Origin of the sequence: Parasphingorhabdus flavimaris, from assembly GCF_013371215.1 — a bacterium.
In the GTDB taxonomy this organism is placed as follows: domain Bacteria; phylum Pseudomonadota; class Alphaproteobacteria; order Sphingomonadales; family Sphingomonadaceae; genus Parasphingorhabdus; species Parasphingorhabdus flavimaris.
On the sequence record NZ_JABWMH010000005.1, the window covers coordinates 159,309 to 179,834 of the forward strand.

Consider the following 20,526-nt stretch of genomic DNA (forward strand, 5'->3'; position numbering starts at 1 on the left):
TCGATCAACGGGCAGCGCCAATGGGCCGCCCCCTGACCACCCCTAGTTTTCGTGCGCCAGCGTGTGCGCTTTCTTGATTTTCTTGGCGAGCGACCATTTGTGGACTTCGGTCGGACCGTCATAGACCCGGAATGCCCGCACTTCGCGGAACACCTGTTCCACAACCGTATCGCGGCTGAGACCCGTGCCGCCCATCACCTGGACACAATTGTCGGCGATCCGAAACAGCGCTTCGGAGACAGAAACCTTGACCATCGAGCTCTCGCTGGTCCCCAATGCTCCGGTATCGAGAACGGACGCGCACCAGTCGATCATCAATTCTGACTGCTTCAGATCGATCTGGTTCTGCGCCAGCATGAAGCCGACGCCTTCGTGATCGATCAGCGGCTTTCCGAATGCCTGGCGTCTGCAGGCATAATCGACCGCAATTTCCTGCGCCCGGTCGCAGCTGCCCAGCCAGCGCATGCAATGGGTCAGGCGGGCCGGTGACAAGCGCACCTGCGCATATTTGAACCCTTCACCGCTTTCGCCCAGCATCTGGTCAGCCGGGACGCGGAGATTGTCGATCATCACCACCGAATGGCTGCCCGGCATCGAGCTGTCGATCGTATCCAGCACCCGTTCGATCCGGATCGCGGGATCGGGTAGGTCGACGAGAAACATGGTCGCACCTTCTGCGGATTTGGCCATGATGATGCCAACCTTCGCGCCCTTGGCTCCGGTAATGAAGGTCTTGCGGCCGTTGATTACCCAGTGATTGCCATCGGGTTCGGCAGTCGTCTGCATCATCATCGGATCGGAACCGGCGCCATTTTCACTGGCTGGCTCGGTCATGAAGAAGGCCGAACGCTCCCTGCCGGAGACCAGCGGTTCGAGGAAGCGTTGCTTCTGTTCCGCCGAGGCACATTTGCCGAGCAGATACATATTGCCCTCATCCGGCGCGAAAGTGTTGACGGCCAGCGGCCCCAGCGGCGAGAGCCCCGATTTACGCAACACCAGGGCTGTCTCGAGATGAGTCAGATGGCTGCCGTCCTCGCGGATATGCGGCGTCAACACACCGGCTTCCCTGGCCAGCGCGCGCATTTCCTGCACCAGCCCATCGGTCGGGCCATGGTCTTCGCAGCGCTCGTCTTTTTCATAAGCAAAGATTTTATCGCGAACGAAAGTCTCGACCCGTTCGGCGAGGTCATGCGCCTCGGCGCTGATATTATTGGTCATGCATTCTCCTGTATTTGGAAGTTTGTTACGGCAAACAAGCTCGGCGCACCATGGGCATGCACGCAAACTGCTTCCGCGTCATTTTTGCACCGGGACGAGTGGCGGCGCAGGGTCCGGCAATGGCAGGTCCGACAGATCGAGCCAGTCATTGCCAACCTGACCATAATAGCTGTCAAATACCGCAAAAGGCATCCGGAACGGTCGTCCCCATCCGCTGTTCCACATCACCGCCACGCCGGTGCGGGTCGCGGGATCGAATATCATCGTTGCCCGAAAGCCATCGACCGCGCCGCTGTGCCCGACCAGATGTCGTCCGCTATAGTTGAAACTGCGCCAGCCCAATCCATAGGACGGCTCGCCGAGAGCGCGGGCGAGATCGCCGCTGTAGACCCGTCCGGTTCTGATCAACTGCGCATGGGCCATCGTCAGCGTGGCAGGCGAAAGCACATCCTCATTCTCGCCCATCTGCGCACGAAGCCAGCGCGCCAGATCGACAATGTTGCTGCTAACGCCAGCGGCAGCGGGCACCCGCCAGTAGGATTCGGACAAGGTGCGCACCTCATCATCGCGATGGGGCCGCGCCCAGCTTTGCGCGCCGGTCAGCCCCTCCATCCCGAATCGTGCGCTCTTCATGCCAAGCGGCTCAAACAGCTGCTTTTGCACCGCGTCGGAATATAATGTTCCCGCCGCCTGCCCCAAAATCTCGCTGGCCGTATCGAAGGCGATATTCTGATAGCTGTGACAGGTTCCCGGCACGCATTGCAGCGGTGCCGTAACCAGCTGTGCGCGAAGCAGGCCGGGGCTTTGTCCGTCCTCAAGCTTCGTGTCATAGGCATTTTTGGTCAAGCCGGTCTGGTGTGAAAGAAGCTGCGCCAGGCTGATCCGGGACTCGGCGCCGCCGGGCAGTCTGAGTGAAGATTGCCACTTGCTCAGCGGAGCATCGAGGTCGAGCTTTCCATCGGCCGACAATTTCGCGGCAAGCGAACCCGCGACGCCCTTGGATAGCGAAGCCCAGCGGAACACGGTCTCCGGGCTCACCAGTTCACCGCTGTCCTTGTTGGTCACACCATAGGTGCGGACAAAGCGGATATCGCCATCCTCGATAATGGCAACCGCCATGCCCGCCATTTCGGGCCTCGCCGCTAGCGCTGCGAAATCCCGGTCGAGGCCGCGATAGTCGATCCCGCCTTTCCAGTCATCGGGTTCGGTCGGCAGCGGAACCTGCGCTTCCGCTTCGACGACGGCTTCCAGCGGGAAGCCGACCTGCTGCCCAACGAGGGCACGATAGCCGTACCAGCCAACCAGCAAGGCAGCGGCCAGCCCGAACAATAGCGGGAGATGTCTAGGCACGTTCAAATATTATAACGCGACTTCAAATGCGGCGGTTGTTTTCGCTGCAACATCCTCGGCGCTGACGCCCGGTGCCAGCTCGATCAGCTTGAACGGACTGTCATGATCCTCCCGCTTGAACACGGCGAGATCGGTAATGATCATGTCGACGACATCGGTTCCCGTCAGCGGCAGGGTACACGCCGGGATAAACTTGGGGCTGCCGTCTTTCGCGCAATGGTCCATCACGACGATGATTTTCTTCACCCCCGCGACCAGATCCATCGCGCCGCCCATGCCCTTGATCATCTTGCCCGGAATCATCCAGTTGGCGATATCGCCATTCTGGGCAATTTCCATCGCACCCAGAACGGTCAGATCGATATGGCCGCCGCGAATCATCGCGAAGCTGTCGGAGGAGCTGAAATAGCTCGACGACGGCAGCTCGCTGATCGTCTGCTTGCCGGCATTGATCAGATCCGCATCGATCTCGTCCTCGAAAGGGAACGGTCCGATACCGAGCATCCCGTTTTCACTCTGCAACGTGACCTCTACTCCCGGGGGGATATGGTTGGCCACAAGTGTCGGAATACCGATCCCCAGGTTCACATAATAGCCGTCTTGCAGCTCCTGTGCCGCCCGAGCGGCCATTTCGTCGCGAGTCCAGGGCATATTTATCCTTCTTTCTCAACCGGTGTTGCGTTTGCAGGTTCGTTCGCTTCCACTAGAGGAGGTGGTGTCAGAAACCAGCCGTTATCAAACATATTTTCCAGCGTGATCGCCCCGTCGGGATCCCGCAAATAATCATAAAGCTCGTCAAAATCGGCGCGGTCGTCGCCGGCCATCGCGACAATGCAATAGTTGCGGGCCGCATCCCAGCGCCGAACCTGTTTGCGGTCTTCTCCGCCGCGGTCAAGAAAAAGAAAATCATCCGATTCCGGTTGGGAAAAACCGGCATCGCCGAGAATGGCCGAAATTGTCGCGGATGCCGACGCCGGTTGATCGGATAGCCAGATCACGCTGATTTCCGCAGCCCGCAAGCTCGTCAGCACTTCGATCAGACCATTTTGCCGGTAGAGCGTCTCCGATTCCGTCCAGTCACGACCGGTCATGTCATCCAGATCAATCGCCACGGCCAATGGCTTGCCCGCACATCCGATTGTTTGTGGCTTGAAGATATCGACGCGCGGAACCAGGACCACCGATTCAACGCCCTCTCCTGCTTCCAGTTTCGCCGATTGTGTCAGGGCATAAGCCGCAAAGGCGGCATAGGGCGAACCATCGGGCCCGACCGGCTGGAAAAACCGGGAGATATAATTTGCTGCATCGCCATCGAGATCCACTTCTGCCATTTCATAGGCACCGCCTTTTCCGGAGAATATCTTCCCCGCAACAGGGGATGGCTCGCCAGCCGATCGACCAGGCCCGACCGTCACGGAGCCAGACTTGCGCGCCAGGTCGATGGCACCGGATGCGACCAGTTCCCGTTTCGCCTTGGTCCGATCAATCTGGTTTTTGGCTAACCCCCCCACGGCGGCCAGCGGCAATAGCGCTGCGACGCAGCCGGAAAGCAGCGTAGAAACAGACAAAGTCAGGAATATAGGGCCAATTCTCGACATCAGTTCGGCTTCTCGAAATCCTGAACAGTATCAAGGTTGGTAGTGTTGCGATCTCGTTCGGCTTCCAGCCCAGACCAAATTCTTTGCAAGGCTTCGGTTTCGCGAATATCATGAGCCTGTGCGAATGCTCTGGCCCCGTGCCGAATGGCATCGACCATCAACATTCCGAACATCTCCGGTTGCGCAAGCCTGTCAGGCTGGATCAGACAAGTTGCAGGACCATTATCTTCCACCCAGAGTCGCGCAACTTCACAGGATTGATCCAGAAAATCATAGTCATCGACTGCAATCGCGTTGGCGAACCGCCCCTGGGATTTATTCTCTTCAACCATCAGGCCTTTTCGCGCTCCCGCGTCATCCGGAATTCGATCTTCTTGTCATAAGGCGCGCCACTGATCAGGCGTTTGACATAGATGCCCGGCAGATGGATGCAATCCGGATCCAGTTCTCCGACTTCGACAATTTCTTCGACCTCGGCGACGCAGATCTTGCCTGCGGTTGCCATCGGAGCGTTGAAGTTGCGCGCGGTTTTGCGGAAGATCAGATTGCCTGCCTTGTCCGCTTTCCAGCCCTTGATCAGGCATAGGTCCGCAAAAATGCCGTGCTCGAGAATGAAGGTCTCGCCATTGAAATCCTTGTGCTCCTTGCCCTCGGCCACCTGCGTCCCGACACCCGTCTTGGTGTAGAAGCCCGGAATACCGGCACCACCGGCGCGGCACCGTTCGGCAAGCGTCCCCTGGGGGCAGAATTCGACCTCCAGCTCGCCGGACAGGAATTGCCGTTCAAATTCCTTGTTCTCCCCGACATAGGATGCGATCATCTTCTTTACCTGATGCGAGCGGAGCAGCTTGCCCAGGCCTTCATTGTCAATGCCCGCATTGTTCGACGCGATCGTGAGGCCCGAAACGCCGTTCTTCTGGATCGCATCGATCAGACGTTCGGGGATCCCGCAGAGGCCAAAACCGCCGACACATAAATGCATGCCGTCGAACAAAAGACCTTCGAGTGCGGCCGCCGCATCGGGATAGATTTTCTTCATAATCGCGCTTTCCTGACTGATTGATTGGCATCTAGCCCAGGTGCTGCCCGAGCGTCCAGAATAGAATATGTTTGAGACAATGAATCGGTTATGCGCGGGGCCATGACCCGATTGCTTGCCTGCTTGTCCCTCTTTTTCTTTCTCGTGCCGGTCACTTATGTGCGAGGACCGGCGCCCCCGGCAAATGACAGCCAGTATATCGCGCTCGAGCCGATAGCAATCGCCCCCGACGGCGCAGCCCGTTCCCGAGTTGGCCGTCTCGAATTTCTCGGCGGCTGGAAAATCGGCAGCGACAATCCCGCGTTCGGCGGCATATCATCGATGGTGGCCCTGCCGGATAACCGCTTCCTGATGCTCAGCGACAACGGAACGCTGGCCGGCTTTACCCTGGATGAAGACGGCAACCGCGCGATACGTCCGTTCATCGCGCCCTTGCCCGACGGGCCGGACAAGCCCAATGAATTTGCCAGACGGAATTGGGACGCAGAATCATTGCTCTATAATCCCGGGACCGGCCAGTTCTGGGTCGGCTATGAGCATCAGCACAGCATCTGGCGCTACGGCCCGTCCCTCGCCCGCAAGGAAGCCGCGCATTATCCGAAAGCCACGCAGCAATGGCCAGAAAATGGAGGTGCCGAGGCAATGCTTCGACTGCCGGATGGCAGGTTTCTGGTTTTTTCCGAATCGGCGCTTTATGCCAAGGGCGGCTATCAGGCGCTGATGTTCGAGGACGATCCTGCCGAACCGGGTAGCGAAGCCGTGCTGTTCGGGCATCGACCTCCGAAGGGCTACAATCTCACCGATGCAGCTCTGATCGACGACAAGTCTGCCCTGTTGCTGCACCGGCGATTCACGCCGCTCGACGGGGTCTCGGCTATAGTGTCCATCGCGCAACTGTCAGATTTCCAGCCGGGCAAGGTCGCGACGTCTCGCCCGATCGCAACTATAAAACCACCGCTGAAGGTCGACAATATGGAGGCACTGGCCGTCACCCGGGACGGCGACAATGTGATTGTCTGGATGGCTTCCGACGACAATTTCAATGCGTTTCAGGAAAGCCTGCTGTTCAAGTTCCGCCTGCTGAAGGGCAAAAAGGCCTTGAAAAAACCCGCAGGCGAACGCCAAACTGAAAAAGCCGGAGCGAGCCCCGGCTTTTCAACGTTCGAATCAGATTGATCGCTTAAGCGGTAGCAACCTGTTTTTTCGCGATTTCTTTTTTGAGGCGTTTGACACGCAGGCTCAATTTTTCGTCCTTGGTTTTCAACAACCAATTGTCGAGACCGCCAACATGTTCCACGGAACGCAGACCATGGGTCGATACCCGCAGTTTGACGCCCTTGCCGAGCGTGTCGGACAGAAGCGTTACATTTTGCAGGTTGGGCAAAAATGTCTTCTTGGTCCGGTTTTTGGCGTGTGACACATTATTGCCTACCAGCCGAGTCTTACCTGTCAGTTCGCAAATCCGCGACATCGTATAAGTCCAATTTCTTGTTATTGAGTGATTCCCAGCGGGAAAGTGGGTCCGGATAACCACAAAGCAGAAGGTCGTCAAGCATTACGGCGCATTTCCTTGCACCACAGCCTGTCTGGCAATCCATCTGCTTTCCCGCTAGGCGCAGCCGATGGCGCCGTCAAAACATATATCCTTCATGGACTCCGCCGTGGACCTCGCGAAAACCGCCTTGACCGTGGGCGAAGTGCCGGTGGGCGCGGTGGTTGTCCAAAAGGGGGAAATCATCGGGCGCGGCCATAATCGCACCCGAATCGACCATGACCCGACCGCCCATGCCGAAATCGTTGCGATTCGCGAAGCCGCACGATTTCTCGGCACTGACCGGCTGGAAGATTGCGACCTCTGGGTTACGCTGGAACCCTGCACCATGTGCGCCGGGGCCATTGCCCATGCCCGCATCGGCCGGCTCTATTATGGAGCCAGCGATGCGAAGGGCGGAGCGGTAGACAGCGGCGTTCGGTTTTTCAATGCCCCGACCTGCCATCACCAGCCGGAAGTCTATGCCGGAATGGACGAAGAAATATCAGCCGCGTTGCTGAAGGATTTTTTCCGGAGTCGGCGGGACTAGCCTTTAGTGCACGAACCGCGCGACGACATCGCGGTAACTGCGCGAGACTTTCACCTGTGCGCCCGATCCCAACACCAGGAAACATTCGCCATTGGTGTGCGGCTTCACCTCGCGGACCTGGCTCAGGTTGACGATGGTTGAACGGTGCACCCGCTGGAAATGGCGGGGGTCGAGACGTTTCTCGAGATCCTTCATCGTTTCACGCAAAATCAGGCTGTTGTCGGCGGTGTAGATGCACATATAATCCCCGGCCGCGTCAATGCGTTCGATCGAATCGACATCAACCCGGAAAATCTGGCCGCGGTCTTTCACATTGATCAGCTTCTCGTAACGGTCGGCGGAGGCCGGTTCTTCCGAATCGTCCATATTGGCCATGGCATCGGGGGCTACTTCGCTGAGCACCGACTTCAGCTTCTCGATTTCGTCGGCACCGCGTTTTTCCGAGAGACGCTTGCGCACCCGGTCAATCGCGTCGGCCAGCCGGTCTTCCTCGACCGGCTTTACCAGATAATCGATCGCCTCGGCTTCGAACGCACGGACTGCATGTTCGGAATAGGCGGTGACGAATATGAACAGGGGCGGTTCGATCTCCATGATGCCACGCACCACCGAAAACCCGTCAAACCCCGGCATCTGGATATCGAGAAACACCAGATCGGGCTTCAAGGTCTTGATCTTGCGGATCGCTTCCCGGCCATTGCGGCAGGTATCGACTATTTCGATATCATCGAATTTTTCGAGCCGGATCTGCAGACCCTGAATCGCGAGCTTTTCGTCATCGACTAATATCGTTTTGATCGTCATGTTTTTAAATCCTTATGCTGAAAGGATGCCATCGCCGGTGTGTTGACCGGCTCCCGCTGATCGGCATCGCTATATGCATGCTCCCCAAAAATCGTTTCGTTTCTCACTTGCTCGTCGGTCGCCGAATCATCGGCAGCCTCCCGGTCGATCTGTTCTCTCGTTTCAAATGGCAGAGCGATGATTACAGTAAATCCTTCACCCGGAGCCGAGCGCGTTTCGAATATCGCGGACTCTCCATAAGCCTGGTTTAACCGCTCCTGAATATTGCCCAGGCCGACACCGGTTGAATCATTTTTGGCGGCAGTCGTACCCGTTTTCCCGGGCCCGGTATCCGACACCGTAATCCGCAGCTTGCCGCGGTCAAGATGCGCCGAAACCGAAATATCCGCGCCCTCTTCCTGTGGTGTCACCGCATATTTGATGGCGTTTTCGACCAGCGGCTGGAGCAGCAAGGATGGCAGTAATGCATCACGCACGGCCGGATCGATATCAAAATGGGATCGCAGCCGTTCCTCGAAACGCATTTTCTCGATATCGAGATATAGATGCAGCGTTTCCACTTCCTGTGCCAGAGTCACGCGACTGTGGACTTCGTTGACCAGAGTATGGCGGAGGAACGACGACAGCCGCGACAACATGGCATTGGCCGGTTCCGTCTGCCGCAGGAGCACAAGGGTCGAGATGCTGTTCAGCGTGTTGAACAGAAAATGCGGATTGAGCTGATAGCGCAGCATCGCGAGCTGGGCGCGGGTGGCCTGGGCCTCGAGCTGTAGCAGCTGATCATTTTGCTCCTCGACGCGCAGGAAGAAGTTGATCGCGTAATAGAGCGCCGACCACGCGCCCAGCAACATGATACCGAGGAACAGTGATCCGAGGAACAGGGTGATAAACGCGGTTTCCGTCGTCGGGTTCTGGATCAGAAAAACCCAGGCATCAATGAACGCATAGAGCGCCGCTGCAATTGTCAGAATGACGGCGGTGCTGCTCCATGTCACGATCGGGCGGCGGTGAATCAGATTTTTGTAGACCACCGACAGCAACAGGGAGATCGAATAGCCGGTTATCGTGGAAATAATGACCGGCACCAGGAAACTCAAAGGCAGTCCGTTGGATATTCCGCCGATCGCGCGCAAGATGAGCGCGCCGGCCCAGCCCGCCGATTGCAGGTTCCAGAATGCCCGGTTCTTGTTGCCAAAAAACGGCTGGGGGCGGATTTCTATGACGGCCATTTCCCTATCTATAGCGGGGCATTGCCGGTTGGGGAAGAATCGCCTATCATTTGCGCAAATAAAGGTCTCGACCGGCACCGCTTTTCATGGAAATGCTGCAAAACATGCATTTTCGGGGGCGGTAATGCGGCTGGATAAGAGAGGAAAGATAGAGGAGAGCGACATGGGTGGTCCCAACGAAGTCAGAGCGAAATTCCCTTCCATGGAAGAAGGAACGCAGGAAGACTGGCAGATTATCGGCAGTCATTTTGGTGATTTTGCGAGCAAGGTCGCCGACCGGGTGCTGGACCATCTGAAACTGCTCGACGGCGATTTTGGCGGTTTTCCGATCGACCGGATGCAGCACAGCCTGCAGACTGCCACCCGCGCCCACCGCGACGGCCGGGATGAGGAATATGTCGTGATGGCCTTGCTGCACGATGTCGGAGACACGCTCGGCACTTATAATCACCCCGATGTTGCCGCAGCGATCCTGAAACCCTTTGTCAGCGCCAAGAACCACTGGATCGCGCAGCAGCACGGCATTTTTCAAGGCTATTATTTTTTCCATTATCTCGGCCAGGATCGCGACATGCGCGAACAGTTCCGCGGCCATGAACATTTTGAAGATTGTGCCGAATTCTGCGCAAAATATGACCAGACCGCCTTTGATGCGACTTATGACACGGCGCCTCTGGAATTTTTCGAGCCGATGGTCCGGCGGGTCATGGCGCGCCCCAAGAACAGCATTTACGCGACCGAATAGCGGCCGCCGCGGTCAGCGCTTAAGCAGCCGAGGACTCACCAATTTCCTTCAGGTGGCGCACCACCATGTCGTCGCGGCCCGAACCGTCCGAATCCTGCTTCAATTCGGATTCATCGATCCAGCAGAGATCTTTCATCTCCAGAACCCGGTCATCATGCGCCCGCATGCTGATCTGGCCGATCGGTTGACGGTCTCGCGAGTCGCATAATATCGGATTGGACGGGACACCCGTTTGCCATTTTTCGCCCCATTGGCGGAGAGCGATCATGGTCGGCAGCAAATCCTGTCCCTTGGCGGTCAATCGATATTCAACCTTGCGCTTGTCGTGATCACAGGGGCGGCGGGTCATGATCCCCGCTTCGACCATGCGGGTAAGCCGGTTGGCCAGAATGTTCCGGGCAATACCGATTTCGGACAGAAAATCTTCAAAATGCCCGACACCGTTAAGCGCGGCGCGCAATATCATGAAGCACCAACGTTCGCCAATAACCTCCAGCGCCATGGGCAGACTGCATTCACCGCCGGCCAGACTCGATAGATCTTCTCTGATTTTGTCCATGGTCTTGTTCCTAAACCAGTTTGACGATGAGTGCGAAAAAAATATAAGTTTTTAGTTGCAACTTAAAACCTATTAATATAGGTACTGATTCGCAACTGATATTGCAACAACAATTTTCTCCCCCTTGGCCATCGCAAGACGGCCCAGAAACGACAGACAAGAAAGGATATAAAATGCTTCTCTCCCAAAGCCCTCTCCGCGCATCGATCATATTCAGCATTGCCGCGATGACGTCGCTGACCCTGTTCACCGCCACGACAGCCGAGGCCCGCAGCACCGCAGTCGCCTATACTGCCGAACTGCAGGCCCCGGTGGAAGCCGGCCGGGAAATTATCAAGGGCACTGTCATTCGCTGCGATGGCACCGAGTGTATCGGCGGCAAAAGCAGCTCTTCGCCCCGTACGGTCTGCGCCAAAATCGCCGACAAATTCGGTCCTGTCGCCAGTTTCGCATATAAAGGCGAAGCCTTTGACGCCGATGCGCTGGCGAAGTGCAACGATTGATTTGCCTATCCCCTCTGACCGGTCTCTCGCTCCGAACAGCAGCCAGCTCGCTGGCTCCCCCCGGTCAGATTTAGCGCCGAAGCCAATGCTCTGGTTCCTTCCCCGGACATGAGAGCGGGCTTCGGCGCTCTTTTTTTGTTGCCCCGGCCGCGAAAGCGCTACATCCTCATTTGATGCTCAGGCAATATGAATTGGTGGAACGGGTTCGATCCTATGATCCCGATGCGGATGAGGACTTGATCAACCGCGCCTATGTTTTTTCGGTGCAGAGGCACGGCAGCCAGAAGCGCGCCAGCGGCGATCCCTATTTCAGCCATCCGATCGAGGTCGCCGGTCTGATGACCGATCTCAAGCTGGACCAGCAGACCATCGTCACCGCCCTCCTTCACGACACCGTCGAAGATACGCTCACTACGTCCGAAGAAATTGCAAAATTGTTCGGCGACGAAATCGCCCGATTGGTCGATGGCGTAACCAAATTGTCCAAGATCGAAGCGCAGACCGACAACGAGCGCGCGGCTGAAAATCTGCGCAAGTTCTTCCTGGCCATGTCCGACGACATTCGTGTTCTGCTCGTCAAGCTTGCCGACCGCCTACACAATATGCGGACCCTCCATTTCATCAAGAGCGAAGAAAAGCGGCGGCGGATCGCCCATGAAACCATGGATATCTATGCGCCGCTCGCCGAGCGAATCGGCATGTACGAATATATGCGCGAAATGCAGTTGCTCGCGTTTCGCCATATGGAGCCGGAAGCCTATGAAACCATCACCAAGCGGTTGCAGGCGATCAAGGAAGGCGACGAAGGCCAGGTCGAGAAAATCTCCGATTCAATTCAGAAAGCGCTCAAAAATGGCGGACTGGTAGCGGAGGTCAGCGGACGCGAGAAACATCCTTATTCAATCTGGCGCAAGATGCAGGAACGGCATGTCAGCTTTGAACAGCTGACCGATATCATGGCTTTTCGGGTGGTCACCGACAATAGCGCGGAATGCTATCGCGCGCTCGGCATCCTGCACGAAAAATGGAAAATGGTTCCTGGCCGGTTCAAGGATTATATTTCCACTCCCAAGCGCAACGGCTATCAATCGATCCACACGACGTTGATGCACGGCAATAATATGCGGGTGGAGATACAAATCCGCTCGCAGCGCATGCACGAGGACAATGAATATGGCCTCGCAGCGCACTGGGCCTACAAGCAGGGCAACCGTCCCGATGGCCAGGCCGGCTGGATTCGCGACCTGATCGAAATTCTTGACCAGGCGGAAGACGCCGAGGAACTGCTCGAACACGCCCGTCTGGCCATGTATCAGGACCGTATCTTTGCCTTCACGCCCAAGGGTACGTTGCTGCAACTGCCGAGGGGTTCGACCACAGTCGATTTCGCTTATGCCGTCCACACCGATCTCGGCAACCAGGCGGTCGGGGCCAAGCTCAATGGTCGTCACGTGCCATTGCGCACCCAGTTGCAGAATGGCGATGTCGTCGAAATCCTGAAATCCAAGGGGCAGGAACCGCAGCCCGGATGGCTGTCCTTTGTCATCACCGGAAAGGCCCGGTCGGCGATCCGCCGCAATGTCCGATACAAGGAACGCGACGAAATAATCGCGATGGGCACCGAGCTATATGAGGAAATTATCGAACGCCTGCCCGGAAAAGTCGGTCCGCGCGCGATCAAAGCGGCGCTGAAAAGACTGGAAATGAAAGACCCCGACGAGCTGATGATGGCGATCGGCACCCGCCAGCTCAGCGACCGTGAAGTGATGGAAGCACTCATTCCCGGCAGCGTCAACGACAATGATGACGAACGCCAGTGGCCCGAACAGGATCGCGCCATTTCGATCAAGGGGCTGACGCCCGGCGTCGCTTTCAATCTGGCTGAATGCTGTCATCCGGTACCCGGAGACCGCATCGTCGGCCTGCGGCGAAGCGGCAAGAATGTCGAAGTCCATACGATCGATTGCCCGAGCCTGGCCGATGGTGTGGACGCCGACTGGGTCGACCTGAGCTGGGGCAATGAAAGCGACGGAGCGGCGGCGCGGCTATGCGTCGTCCTGCACAACAAGCCGGGAACGCTCTCCGAAATGGCCGGGATTTTCGGCTTTCACAATGCCAATATCCTCAACCTGCGGCTGTCGCATCGCGACGGTCCGTTCCATACATTCGACGTTGATCTGGAAGTGCACAATGTCCACCATTTGATGCGGATATTATCTGCCCTGCGTGCATCCGAAGCGGTCGCCCAGGCCGAACGTTCCTAGTGCACAGACCTGTCCGGCACAGGAATTGAAAAGCTCAAGGTGCGGGCGGTGGTCCACCGGATCCTGCCTGCATTTGCTGGCGCAATTCTTCCATCTGCTCGGCAGATATAAAGTCCAGCAAGGTCACATCAAAGATCAGCAGGCTGTTTGGCGGAACCAGTTCGCCGGGTGATGCCTCGCCATAGGCAAGGTCCGAAGGAATCCATATCCGATATTCTCCACCCTTCTGCATCAGTTGCAGCGCTTCGGAGAAACCGGGAACAACACCGCCAACCGGCATCGGCGCCTGTTCATTGGCATCAAAAATCGTGTCGTCGCGCAGGCGGCCTTCATATTTGACGAGCGCGGTATCGGTAACCACTGGCTTCGGGCCCTTGCCCGGCTTGATGATTTTATACTGAAGACCGGACTTGGTCTGTTTGACCCCGGCCTCTTTCGCATTGTCCTTCAGGAAATCGGCGTTGCTCGGTGGCGGGAAGAGCTTTTCCCATCCTGCTTTGGCAAATTCGGTCGGGCTGGTTTTCTCCGGTATCGCAGCAGCAAGCGCCGCCATCAATATGATGCCGAGCAAAAGCCCCGTCAAAAAGGGTTTGATCCGCGATGATGGCTCGCTGCTTGTCCTGGATTGGCCGATTTCACTCACGGACTAGTCTCCACCGGCAAAGAAGCCGCGTTTTATTGGCCCATGCCCTGGGGTGGCGGACCACCGGGCATGCCGCCCTGCGCCTGCATCTGCTGTCGCAATTCTTCCATCTGCGCTGCGGAAATATAGTCCAGCAGCGTCACATCAAAGATAAGCAGACTATTTGGCGGAATCTGGTCGCCCGGAGATGCTTCGCCATAAGCAAGGTCCGACGGAATCCATATCCGATATTCTCCGCCCCTCTGCATCAGCTGCAGCGCTTCGGAGAAACCGGGAACAACGCCGCCAACCGGCATCGGTGCCTGTTCGTTGGCGTCGAAGATCGTATCGTCGCGCAGACGGCCTTCATATTTGACCAGCGCGGTATCGGTAGCAGTGGGGGATGGCCCCTCGCCCGGCTTTATCACTTTATATTGCAAGCCCGATTCGGTGGTTACAACACCATCCTCATCTGCATTGGCGGCAAGAAATTGCTCGTTGCTTGCGCCGTCGCTGACAACGCTTCGGGTTCCCGTATAAGCGAGAAGCAGAGCGGCGCCTGCAATCAGCAAGACGCCGATCCAGATCTTGGCCAGCAAACCCTTTTGGATGGGTTGAATCGGAACTGTCGTGACAGACATGGGCAGGCTACCTTATTGTCGTGGAGCCGAAGTGCTTAAATCAGGCCGTCGCGTTCCATACGCTTGCGGTCCATCTTGCGGGCGCGGCGAACGGCAGCAGCCTTTTCGCGGGCGCGCTTTTCGGATGGCTTTTCATAGTGGCGACGAAGCTTCATTTCGCGATAGACGCCTTCGCGCTGTAATTTTTTCTTGAGCGCCCGGAGCGCCTGATCAACATTATTGTCGCGAACCATGATTTGCATAAGACTGAGTAACTCCGTTCAAATTTCGTAGCGGACCAGAAGCAATTTCTTCCGGCCTATATTAGTGTAAAAGCCATAAAAAAGGGTTTGCAGCAGAATCAACCTGCTTCAATCTCGGGTCGCCTATCAATTTCTCGGCACCGAGGCAAGCTTTTACGCGATTCAATGCGCAAATGGCGAGAGCTTTGGATTCGTCTTTTCGAGCCTTTGCTATAGATTGATGCACAGAGACCATGAAAGTCGATTCGAGGAGAGAAAAATGGCCACCGCAATCAATGTGAAATCGAGTTGCAGCGAAGAAGAATGGCAGGCCCGCCAGCGGCTTGCCGCCTGCTACCGGATTTTCGCCTATCTCGGCTGGGACGAGATGATCTTCAATCATATCACCCTCAAGGTGCCCGGAGAGGACGATGCTTTTCTGATCAATCCTTACGGCCTGCATTTCAGCGAGGTCACCGCCTCTACTCTGGTCAAGATCGACATCGACGGCAACACGCTGGACGGCTCGACCTACCCGGTCAACAAGGCCGGCTTTACCCAGCACAGCCTGTTCCACCGCGAACTGCCCGATGTCCACGCGATCATCCACACCCATACTACCGCAACCATGGCGGTATCCTCGGTCGAAGGCGGCCTGCAGCCGATCAATTTCTACGCCGCCGCAATCGTCCCGCGCCTTGCCTATCACAAGTTTGAAGGCATCACCGTGCACGAGGACGAAGGCCCGCGCTTCCTCGCCAGCCTGGGCAAGAAACGGATGATGATGCTCGAAAATCACGGGCCGGTGGTTATGGGCCGGACGCTGGAACAGGCGTTCCTCAACCACTGGGTGTTACAACGTGCCTGCGAAATCCAGATGCAGACGCTGTCCATGGGCAAGCCGGTAATGATCGGCGAAGAGGTGATCCAGAAACATCTCGACAATCTCTCGCAGGCATCAATCGATCCGCTGCAACAGGGCGTGCCGGAATTTGATGCCATGGTGCGGCTGATCGATCGCGAAGACAGAAGCTGGCGGGAGTAAAAGACGGCAGATCGCCAGAACGGCCAGATCCATCCGACCAGAACATGTTGCGGGAAACCCTGACCAGACAATATGACATGGCTGCAAAGCTGATGCATTTCCATCTCGAGGGCCTGACCACGGATGAGTGTCTCTGGCGTCCCGCTCCCCGCGGCCCGGGGGTTCATGCCCGGCCCGACGGAAAGTGGATCGCCGACTGGCCCGATCGGGAAGATTATGCCATCGGGCCGCCGACAATATCTTGGATCACCTGGCATATCGGCTATTGGCTGACCATGGTTCTCGACCATTCGTTCGGATCGGCATTGCAGCGGCGAGAAACCATATTCTGGCCGGGCGATGCGGATCGGACCGTGGACTGGATTGATGATCTGGAAGGCCAGTGGAGGGCACGCATGGAGAAGCTGGATGAAGCGGACCTGTTGTCCAGCGACAAGGCCAATTGGCCTTTCCAGGACCGGCCTCTTGCGGATGTGGTCGCTTGGTCTACAGTGGAATTGACCAAGAACGCTTCAGAAATCGGCTATGCCCGGTTTCTGTACGCCAGTCATCACGGCTAGTTTGCCAAGGGAGGAAAATTGACCAAATTCACCGTCAATGACCGTCCGGTCCAGTACCGGATGGATCCGGAAACGCCGTTGCTCTGGGCGCTGCGCGATGCGTCCAACCTGACCGGCACCAAATATGGCTGCGGCACCGGCGATTGCGGGGCCTGCATGGTCGAGGTCGACGGCGAAGCGATCCGCTCCTGCCTGGTCACCATCGGCGAGATGGAGGGCCGGTTCGTCACCACCATCGAAGCGCTGTCACGCGATCGCAGCCATCCGGTGCAACAGGCCTGGGCAGCGGAAAATGTCCCGCAATGCGGTTTCTGCCAGTCCGGCATGATCATGGCGGCGGCGGTATTGCTGAAGAAAAATTCCAACCCTTCGAAAGCCGCGATTGACGAGGCGATCACCAATATCTGCCGCTGCGGCACCTATCCGCGTATCCGCGAGGCGATCCAGCGCGCGGGACGCGTCGCGCGCGGCGAAGCGGTGCTCAGCGCCGCACCGCCTCCGGGCATCGATCCCGATGATGCCGCCAAGGCGGTACCTGCGCTGACGCCCGGAAAATAGCTGTTCCCCGGCCTGCGCCGGGACACATGTCCGCTAGAAACCGAATTTCACGGTAAACCGCGCATTGAGCGGTTCGCCGGTCGAAATATTGTCATTATTGTGGACCGACGGATAATAAGTCTCGTCGAACAGATTTTCGACATTGAGTTGCAGCTGTATCTGCTCGCTCACATCATAATAGAGCGCGGCATCGACCCGGGTGAAGGCCGGGATGCGGACCGTATTGTCATTGGTGGCGAACTGGCTGGACTGATGGGTCACCCCGACACCGGCCGCAAATTGATCGGTGAAATCATATTTGGTCCACAATGAAATCATATGCTCGGGTACCTGGAACAGCCGCAAGTCCTGCCCGCCGACGCTGGCCGCATTGCGTTGCTGTCCGTCGAGATAGCTATAGCCGGCGTTGATCTGCAACTGGTCGGTAAGCTTGCCGACGAGCTGGAACTCGACACCTTCGGTCCGCGAACCCGACAGCGTGCTGTTGCCCTGATTGTCGAGCAGGATTGACTGGTCATCGCGGTCGAGGCGGAACAGCGCAGCGGTCAGGCTGAGCCCCGATGTCAGGTCGTATTTCACACCTATTTCGTAATTTTCGAATGTTTCCGGTGCGAGATTGGCATCGCTAGGAGAGAGCGTCAGAAACTGGTCGCCCGAACGCGGCAGGAAGCTTTTGGCATAGCTCGCATAGAACGAGACATTCTCCTGCGGCTTGTAGATCGCACCGAAGCGCGGCGAGAATTTCTCGTCCGTCCGGCTGAGCAACAAGCCGTTCTGGATATCATTCACATCCAGATCGAAACGATCAAAGCGGACGCCGCCGATAATATCGAAATGGTCGCCGATGCTGATCTGGTCCTGCACGTACAGCGACAGGAACTTGAGGTCGGACACGGTGCTGCGGCTGAAGGCAGGGAAGGTAAAGGCCGGCACCGCGATGGGGTCGGTGAGCGGAATCACGATCTGGTCATCATTGCTGGCGGCGAATAATATGTCGCGCCGTGCATTGGCCGATTGCTGCTGGCCGATTTCATAACCGAGCAACAGGCTATGACCCAAAGCGCCAGTCTCGCCCGTCCACAGCAAATTGCCCTGTGTGATGAAATTCTCGCGATCGGTGGTGTCGACATAACCGTCGAGCGTAACCGAATCGACAGCCGGCGTCAGCCGGATGTCATTGCTGCGGGCATCAACCGGATAGACGTTGCGATAGAGCTTGTCATAATCGCCATATTGGGTGGTCGAGCTGAAGCTCAGCTCGTCGCTGAAATCATGCTCGACGCGCAGCTTGACGATATGGGCCTGCAACGTCGTGCGGTTGGTTCCGGGCTGGCCGAACAATGTATCGCGATATCCGGTGAGCGGGCCGCAGGGATCGGCGAAGGAACAGGCATCGCCGGCTGCGCGCAGCTCGGCCGGATTGCCGCGGTCTACTGCGCGGTCATCATCCACATATTCGTAGGACAGCAAAATCCGGTTATTGTCGTCCAGCTCGGCGCCGAATGTCGGGTTTACCGCGATGCGCCGGCCATCGTAGAAATTGCGATGATTGTTGAATTCTTCGTAGAGACCATTGAGCCGGAAAGCAGCCGAATCAGCGACGGGCAGATTAAGGTCACCCGAGAGATAAAAAGCACCAAAGCTGTCGACGCTTGCGGTCGCTTCGCCAAACTGACGATCGGCGATCGGGGATTTGGTCACCCGGTTGATGATCCCGCCGCCGCCGCCACGGCCAAAGATCATCGCATTGGGGCCTTTGTGGATCTCGACCCGCTCGATATTATAGAGCGGCCGGAAATACTGGACGTCGTCGCGGATACCGTCGACGAAGAAATCGGCGGTGGTATTCTGCCCCCTGATGGTAATCTGGTCCCGATTGCCCTCACCCTGCCCGATCGATGCGCCGGGCGTGTAGCGGAGAATATCGCCAATATCCTGAAGCGCCTGGTCATCAAGCTGTTCGCGGGTGACAACCGAAACGGTCTGGGGCGTATCGACAAGCGGCGTGGCGGTTTTCAGGCCCGCGCTGCTGATCGCGACATAGCCTTCTTTTTCACCGGTAACGATGATCTCCTGATCGTCGACAAAACCCTCTTCCCACAGCTCCTGAGCCGATGCCTGCGCCGGACTTGTAGCGATTGCGACCAGGCTGGCAGAGGCAAAGAAGCGCAACGAACGATGCGAAAGATGATTCACAGATAAACTCCCTGACTTGAGAACTATTCTCAACAGTCGCTTCCGCTAATGATAATGGTTATCAAATGCAACGAAAGAATCTTGCCTGTCCCGAGTTTTTCTTTGAAACAACCCTTGCTCTTGTGGTTAGGGAGTGACTGCGACGCAAAAGGAGCGAGAAACATGAAGGCAACCATCTGGCATAATCCGAAATGCGGCACGTCCCGCAAGACCCTGGCGATATTGCAAGAAACGCCCGGCGTTGATCTCGCGGTGGTCGAATATCTGAAAAACCCGCCCACGCGTGCCAAGCTGGAACAGCTGTTCGGCGATGCTGGCATCACCCCGCAGGAAGGCTTAAGAGTCCGTGGCTCCCCCGCCGAGGAGCTAGGATTGACGAAAGCCGATGCGACGGCGGATCAGATTCTGGACGCCATGGCCGAGGAACCGATGTTGATCAACCGGCCGTTGGTTGAGACCGAAATAGGGGTCAGATTATGTCGTCCGCAGGACATCGTACAAGAGATACTCTGATATCATGCGCTTTCGGCGGATTTGAGTAAAACAGACCGGGAAAGAAAATGGCGGTAGTCGCAGTTTACAGCATGAAGGGCGGGGTCGGCAAAAGCTGTACTGCCGTGAATCTTGCATGGAACAGCGCGATCGGCAGTTCGCGGCGGACATTGCTCTGGGACCTCGACCCGCAAGCTTCGGCGTCGTTCATCCTGAAGGGCGACAAGGCGGAGAAAGATCGCGCGCGTGCGTTGGTTGCCGGCAACATCAAGCCGGCCAAGCTGATCAAGCCGACCGAAATCGAAAATCTCGATCTCCTGGCAGCGGATGTGTCGCTGCGCGGTCTCGACCGGCTGTTTTTCCAGATCGGCAAGAAGCGGCATCTCGGAAAATTGCTCAAGGAAATGGGCAAGGATTACGACCGGATCATTCTGGATTGCCCGCCCGGTCTTACAGAGACCAGCGAGCAGATCCTGCGCAACGCCGATATTGTCATAGTTCCCACGATCCCCTCACCACTGTCCGAACGCGCGCTGACCGATGTCCAGATGTTCCTCAATGCTGCCGGGAAAAAACACGCACCATTGCTACCGGTCTATACGATGGTCGATCGACGGCGATCGATCCACAATCAGGGCCTGATCAGAAAACCGAAATGGCCGGTCATCCCGATGTCCAGCGCGGTCGAGCATATGACGCAATTGCAGATGCCGGTCGGCAGCTTCGCGCCGCGCAGCCCTGCCGCCCAGGCTTATGCAAGAATCTGGCGCGGGATTGAAAAGCGGCTGGCGAAAAATTAGG

General features: G+C 57.1%; 24 protein-coding genes. 10 read left to right on the forward strand and 14 right to left on the reverse strand.

The annotated features are described in order from the left end of the window. Window positions 1-42 precede the first annotated feature (42 nt). The 6 genes from HUO14_RS15395 to HUO14_RS15420 form a co-directional block, all read right to left on the reverse strand. Entirely contained in the window at window positions 43-1,218 is a 1,176-nt protein-coding gene (locus HUO14_RS15395) for an acyl-CoA dehydrogenase family protein (RefSeq protein ID WP_176280728.1), read from the reverse strand. 78 nt (window positions 1,219-1,296) lie between these two features. Next, window positions 1,297-2,568 (reverse strand): serine hydrolase domain-containing protein, encoded by a 1,272-nt coding sequence (locus HUO14_RS15400; protein ID WP_176280729.1) that lies wholly within the window; start codon window positions 2,566-2,568, stop codon window positions 1,297-1,299. A 9-nt stretch (window positions 2,569-2,577) separates the two neighbouring features. Continuing rightward, complete coding sequence (locus HUO14_RS15405) at window positions 2,578-3,219, reverse strand: 3-oxoacid CoA-transferase subunit B (RefSeq protein WP_176280730.1); 642 nt, start codon at window positions 3,217-3,219, stop codon at window positions 2,578-2,580. Between the two features lie 2 nt (window positions 3,220-3,221). Further along, window positions 3,222-4,166 (reverse strand): HAD family hydrolase, encoded by a 945-nt coding sequence (locus HUO14_RS15410; RefSeq protein WP_176280731.1) that lies wholly within the window; start codon window positions 4,164-4,166, stop codon window positions 3,222-3,224. Further along, complete coding sequence (locus HUO14_RS15415) at window positions 4,166-4,498, reverse strand: DUF5076 domain-containing protein (RefSeq protein WP_176280732.1); 333 nt, start codon at window positions 4,496-4,498, stop codon at window positions 4,166-4,168. The genes HUO14_RS15410 and HUO14_RS15415 overlap by 1 nt, the downstream gene beginning before the upstream one ends. Next, window positions 4,498-5,208 carry a CoA transferase subunit A gene (locus HUO14_RS15420; protein ID WP_176280863.1) on the reverse strand — a complete coding sequence of 237 codons (711 nt, stop codon included), beginning with the start codon at window positions 5,206-5,208 and terminating at the stop codon, window positions 4,498-4,500. The genes HUO14_RS15415 and HUO14_RS15420 overlap by 1 nt, the downstream gene beginning before the upstream one ends. A 99-nt stretch (window positions 5,209-5,307) precedes the next feature. Here HUO14_RS15420 and HUO14_RS15425 point away from each other — a divergent pair, with 99 nt between their 5' ends. Continuing rightward, window positions 5,308-6,381, forward strand: coding sequence for an esterase-like activity of phytase family protein (locus HUO14_RS15425; RefSeq protein WP_176280733.1), 1,074 nt, complete (start codon window positions 5,308-5,310; stop codon window positions 6,379-6,381). 4 nt (window positions 6,382-6,385) lie between these two features. Here the strand turns inward: HUO14_RS15425 and rpmB are convergent, their stop codons facing one another. Further along, on the reverse strand, window positions 6,386-6,676 hold the full coding sequence (rpmB, locus tag HUO14_RS15430; RefSeq protein ID WP_176280734.1) for a 50S ribosomal protein L28: 291 nt from the start codon (window positions 6,674-6,676) through the stop codon (window positions 6,386-6,388). A gap of 151 nt (window positions 6,677-6,827) precedes the next feature. On the opposite strand from rpmB, the gene tadA reads away from it, so the two are divergent. After that, window positions 6,828-7,286 carry a tRNA adenosine(34) deaminase TadA gene (gene tadA / locus HUO14_RS15435; RefSeq protein WP_176280735.1) on the forward strand — a complete coding sequence of 153 codons (459 nt, stop codon included), beginning with the start codon at window positions 6,828-6,830 and terminating at the stop codon, window positions 7,284-7,286. A gap of 3 nt (window positions 7,287-7,289) precedes the next feature. Here tadA and HUO14_RS15440 read toward each other — a convergent pair whose 3' ends face one another. Together HUO14_RS15440 and HUO14_RS15445 are read right to left on the reverse strand one after the other, a co-directional pair. Continuing rightward, entirely contained in the window at window positions 7,290-8,090 is an 801-nt protein-coding gene (locus HUO14_RS15440) for a LytR/AlgR family response regulator transcription factor (protein ID WP_176280736.1), read from the reverse strand. After that, a complete protein-coding gene (locus HUO14_RS15445) occupies window positions 8,087-9,319 on the reverse strand; it encodes a sensor histidine kinase (RefSeq protein ID WP_176280737.1) in 1,233 nt (410 codons plus the stop codon). The genes HUO14_RS15440 and HUO14_RS15445 overlap by 4 nt, the downstream gene beginning before the upstream one ends. 163 nt (window positions 9,320-9,482) lie before the next feature. On the opposite strand from HUO14_RS15445, the gene HUO14_RS15450 reads away from it, so the two are divergent. Then, the gene (locus HUO14_RS15450; protein WP_176280738.1) at window positions 9,483-10,064 is read left to right on the forward strand and encodes an HD domain-containing protein; all 582 of its coding nucleotides are present in this window, start codon (window positions 9,483-9,485) and stop codon (window positions 10,062-10,064) included. Between the two features lie 19 nt (window positions 10,065-10,083). Here the strand turns inward: HUO14_RS15450 and HUO14_RS15455 are convergent, their stop codons facing one another. Beyond that, a complete protein-coding gene (locus tag HUO14_RS15455) occupies window positions 10,084-10,623 on the reverse strand; it encodes a winged helix-turn-helix transcriptional regulator (protein ID WP_176280739.1) in 540 nt (179 codons plus the stop codon). Between the two features lie 173 nt (window positions 10,624-10,796). On the opposite strand from HUO14_RS15455, the gene HUO14_RS15460 reads away from it, so the two are divergent. Both HUO14_RS15460 and HUO14_RS15465 read left to right on the forward strand, forming a co-directional pair. Continuing rightward, the gene (locus tag HUO14_RS15460) at window positions 10,797-11,126 is read left to right on the forward strand and encodes a CC_3452 family protein (protein WP_176280740.1); all 330 of its coding nucleotides are present in this window, start codon (window positions 10,797-10,799) and stop codon (window positions 11,124-11,126) included. Window positions 11,127-11,299: 173 nt separating this feature from the next. Further along, entirely contained in the window at window positions 11,300-13,390 is a 2,091-nt protein-coding gene (locus HUO14_RS15465; protein ID WP_176280864.1) for a RelA/SpoT family protein, read from the forward strand. A 34-nt stretch (window positions 13,391-13,424) separates the two neighbouring features. Here HUO14_RS15465 and HUO14_RS15470 read toward each other — a convergent pair whose 3' ends face one another. From HUO14_RS15470 to rpsU, 3 genes are read right to left on the reverse strand one after another with little or no spacing between them, the layout of a single operon-like run. Then, on the reverse strand, window positions 13,425-14,033 hold the full coding sequence (locus HUO14_RS15470) for an FKBP-type peptidyl-prolyl cis-trans isomerase (RefSeq protein ID WP_176280741.1): 609 nt from the start codon (window positions 14,031-14,033) through the stop codon (window positions 13,425-13,427). A 32-nt stretch (window positions 14,034-14,065) separates the two neighbouring features. Then, complete coding sequence (locus HUO14_RS15475) at window positions 14,066-14,653, reverse strand: FKBP-type peptidyl-prolyl cis-trans isomerase (RefSeq protein WP_176280742.1); 588 nt, start codon at window positions 14,651-14,653, stop codon at window positions 14,066-14,068. A 35-nt stretch (window positions 14,654-14,688) separates the two neighbouring features. Then, window positions 14,689-14,895: a 30S ribosomal protein S21 gene (gene rpsU, locus HUO14_RS15480; protein WP_067197663.1), complete on the reverse strand. Its 207-nt coding sequence runs from the start codon at window positions 14,893-14,895 to the stop codon at window positions 14,689-14,691. A gap of 259 nt (window positions 14,896-15,154) precedes the next feature. Here rpsU and HUO14_RS15485 point away from each other — a divergent pair, with 259 nt between their 5' ends. From HUO14_RS15485 to HUO14_RS15495, 3 genes are read left to right on the forward strand one after another with little or no spacing between them, the layout of a single operon-like run. After that, a complete protein-coding gene (locus HUO14_RS15485) occupies window positions 15,155-15,919 on the forward strand; it encodes a class II aldolase/adducin family protein (RefSeq protein WP_176280743.1) in 765 nt (254 codons plus the stop codon). Between the two features lie 44 nt (window positions 15,920-15,963). Beyond that, window positions 15,964-16,479 (forward strand): DinB family protein, encoded by a 516-nt coding sequence (locus HUO14_RS15490; protein ID WP_176280744.1) that lies wholly within the window; start codon window positions 15,964-15,966, stop codon window positions 16,477-16,479. 18 nt (window positions 16,480-16,497) lie between these two features. Continuing rightward, window positions 16,498-17,037 (forward strand): (2Fe-2S)-binding protein, encoded by a 540-nt coding sequence (locus HUO14_RS15495; RefSeq protein WP_176280745.1) that lies wholly within the window; start codon window positions 16,498-16,500, stop codon window positions 17,035-17,037. Window positions 17,038-17,070: 33 nt separating this feature from the next. Here HUO14_RS15495 and HUO14_RS15500 read toward each other — a convergent pair whose 3' ends face one another. Further along, the gene (locus HUO14_RS15500; protein ID WP_176280746.1) at window positions 17,071-19,233 is read right to left on the reverse strand and encodes a TonB-dependent siderophore receptor; all 2,163 of its coding nucleotides are present in this window, start codon (window positions 19,231-19,233) and stop codon (window positions 17,071-17,073) included. A gap of 162 nt (window positions 19,234-19,395) precedes the next feature. On the opposite strand from HUO14_RS15500, the gene arsC reads away from it, so the two are divergent. Together arsC and HUO14_RS15510 are read left to right on the forward strand one after the other, a co-directional pair. Continuing rightward, window positions 19,396-19,746, forward strand: coding sequence for an arsenate reductase (glutaredoxin) (arsC, locus tag HUO14_RS15505; RefSeq protein ID WP_176280747.1), 351 nt, complete (start codon window positions 19,396-19,398; stop codon window positions 19,744-19,746). 47 nt (window positions 19,747-19,793) lie between these two features. Next, complete coding sequence (locus HUO14_RS15510; RefSeq protein WP_176280748.1) at window positions 19,794-20,525, forward strand: ParA family protein; 732 nt, start codon at window positions 19,794-19,796, stop codon at window positions 20,523-20,525. The last annotated feature ends 1 nt before the right edge of the window (window position 20,526 follow it).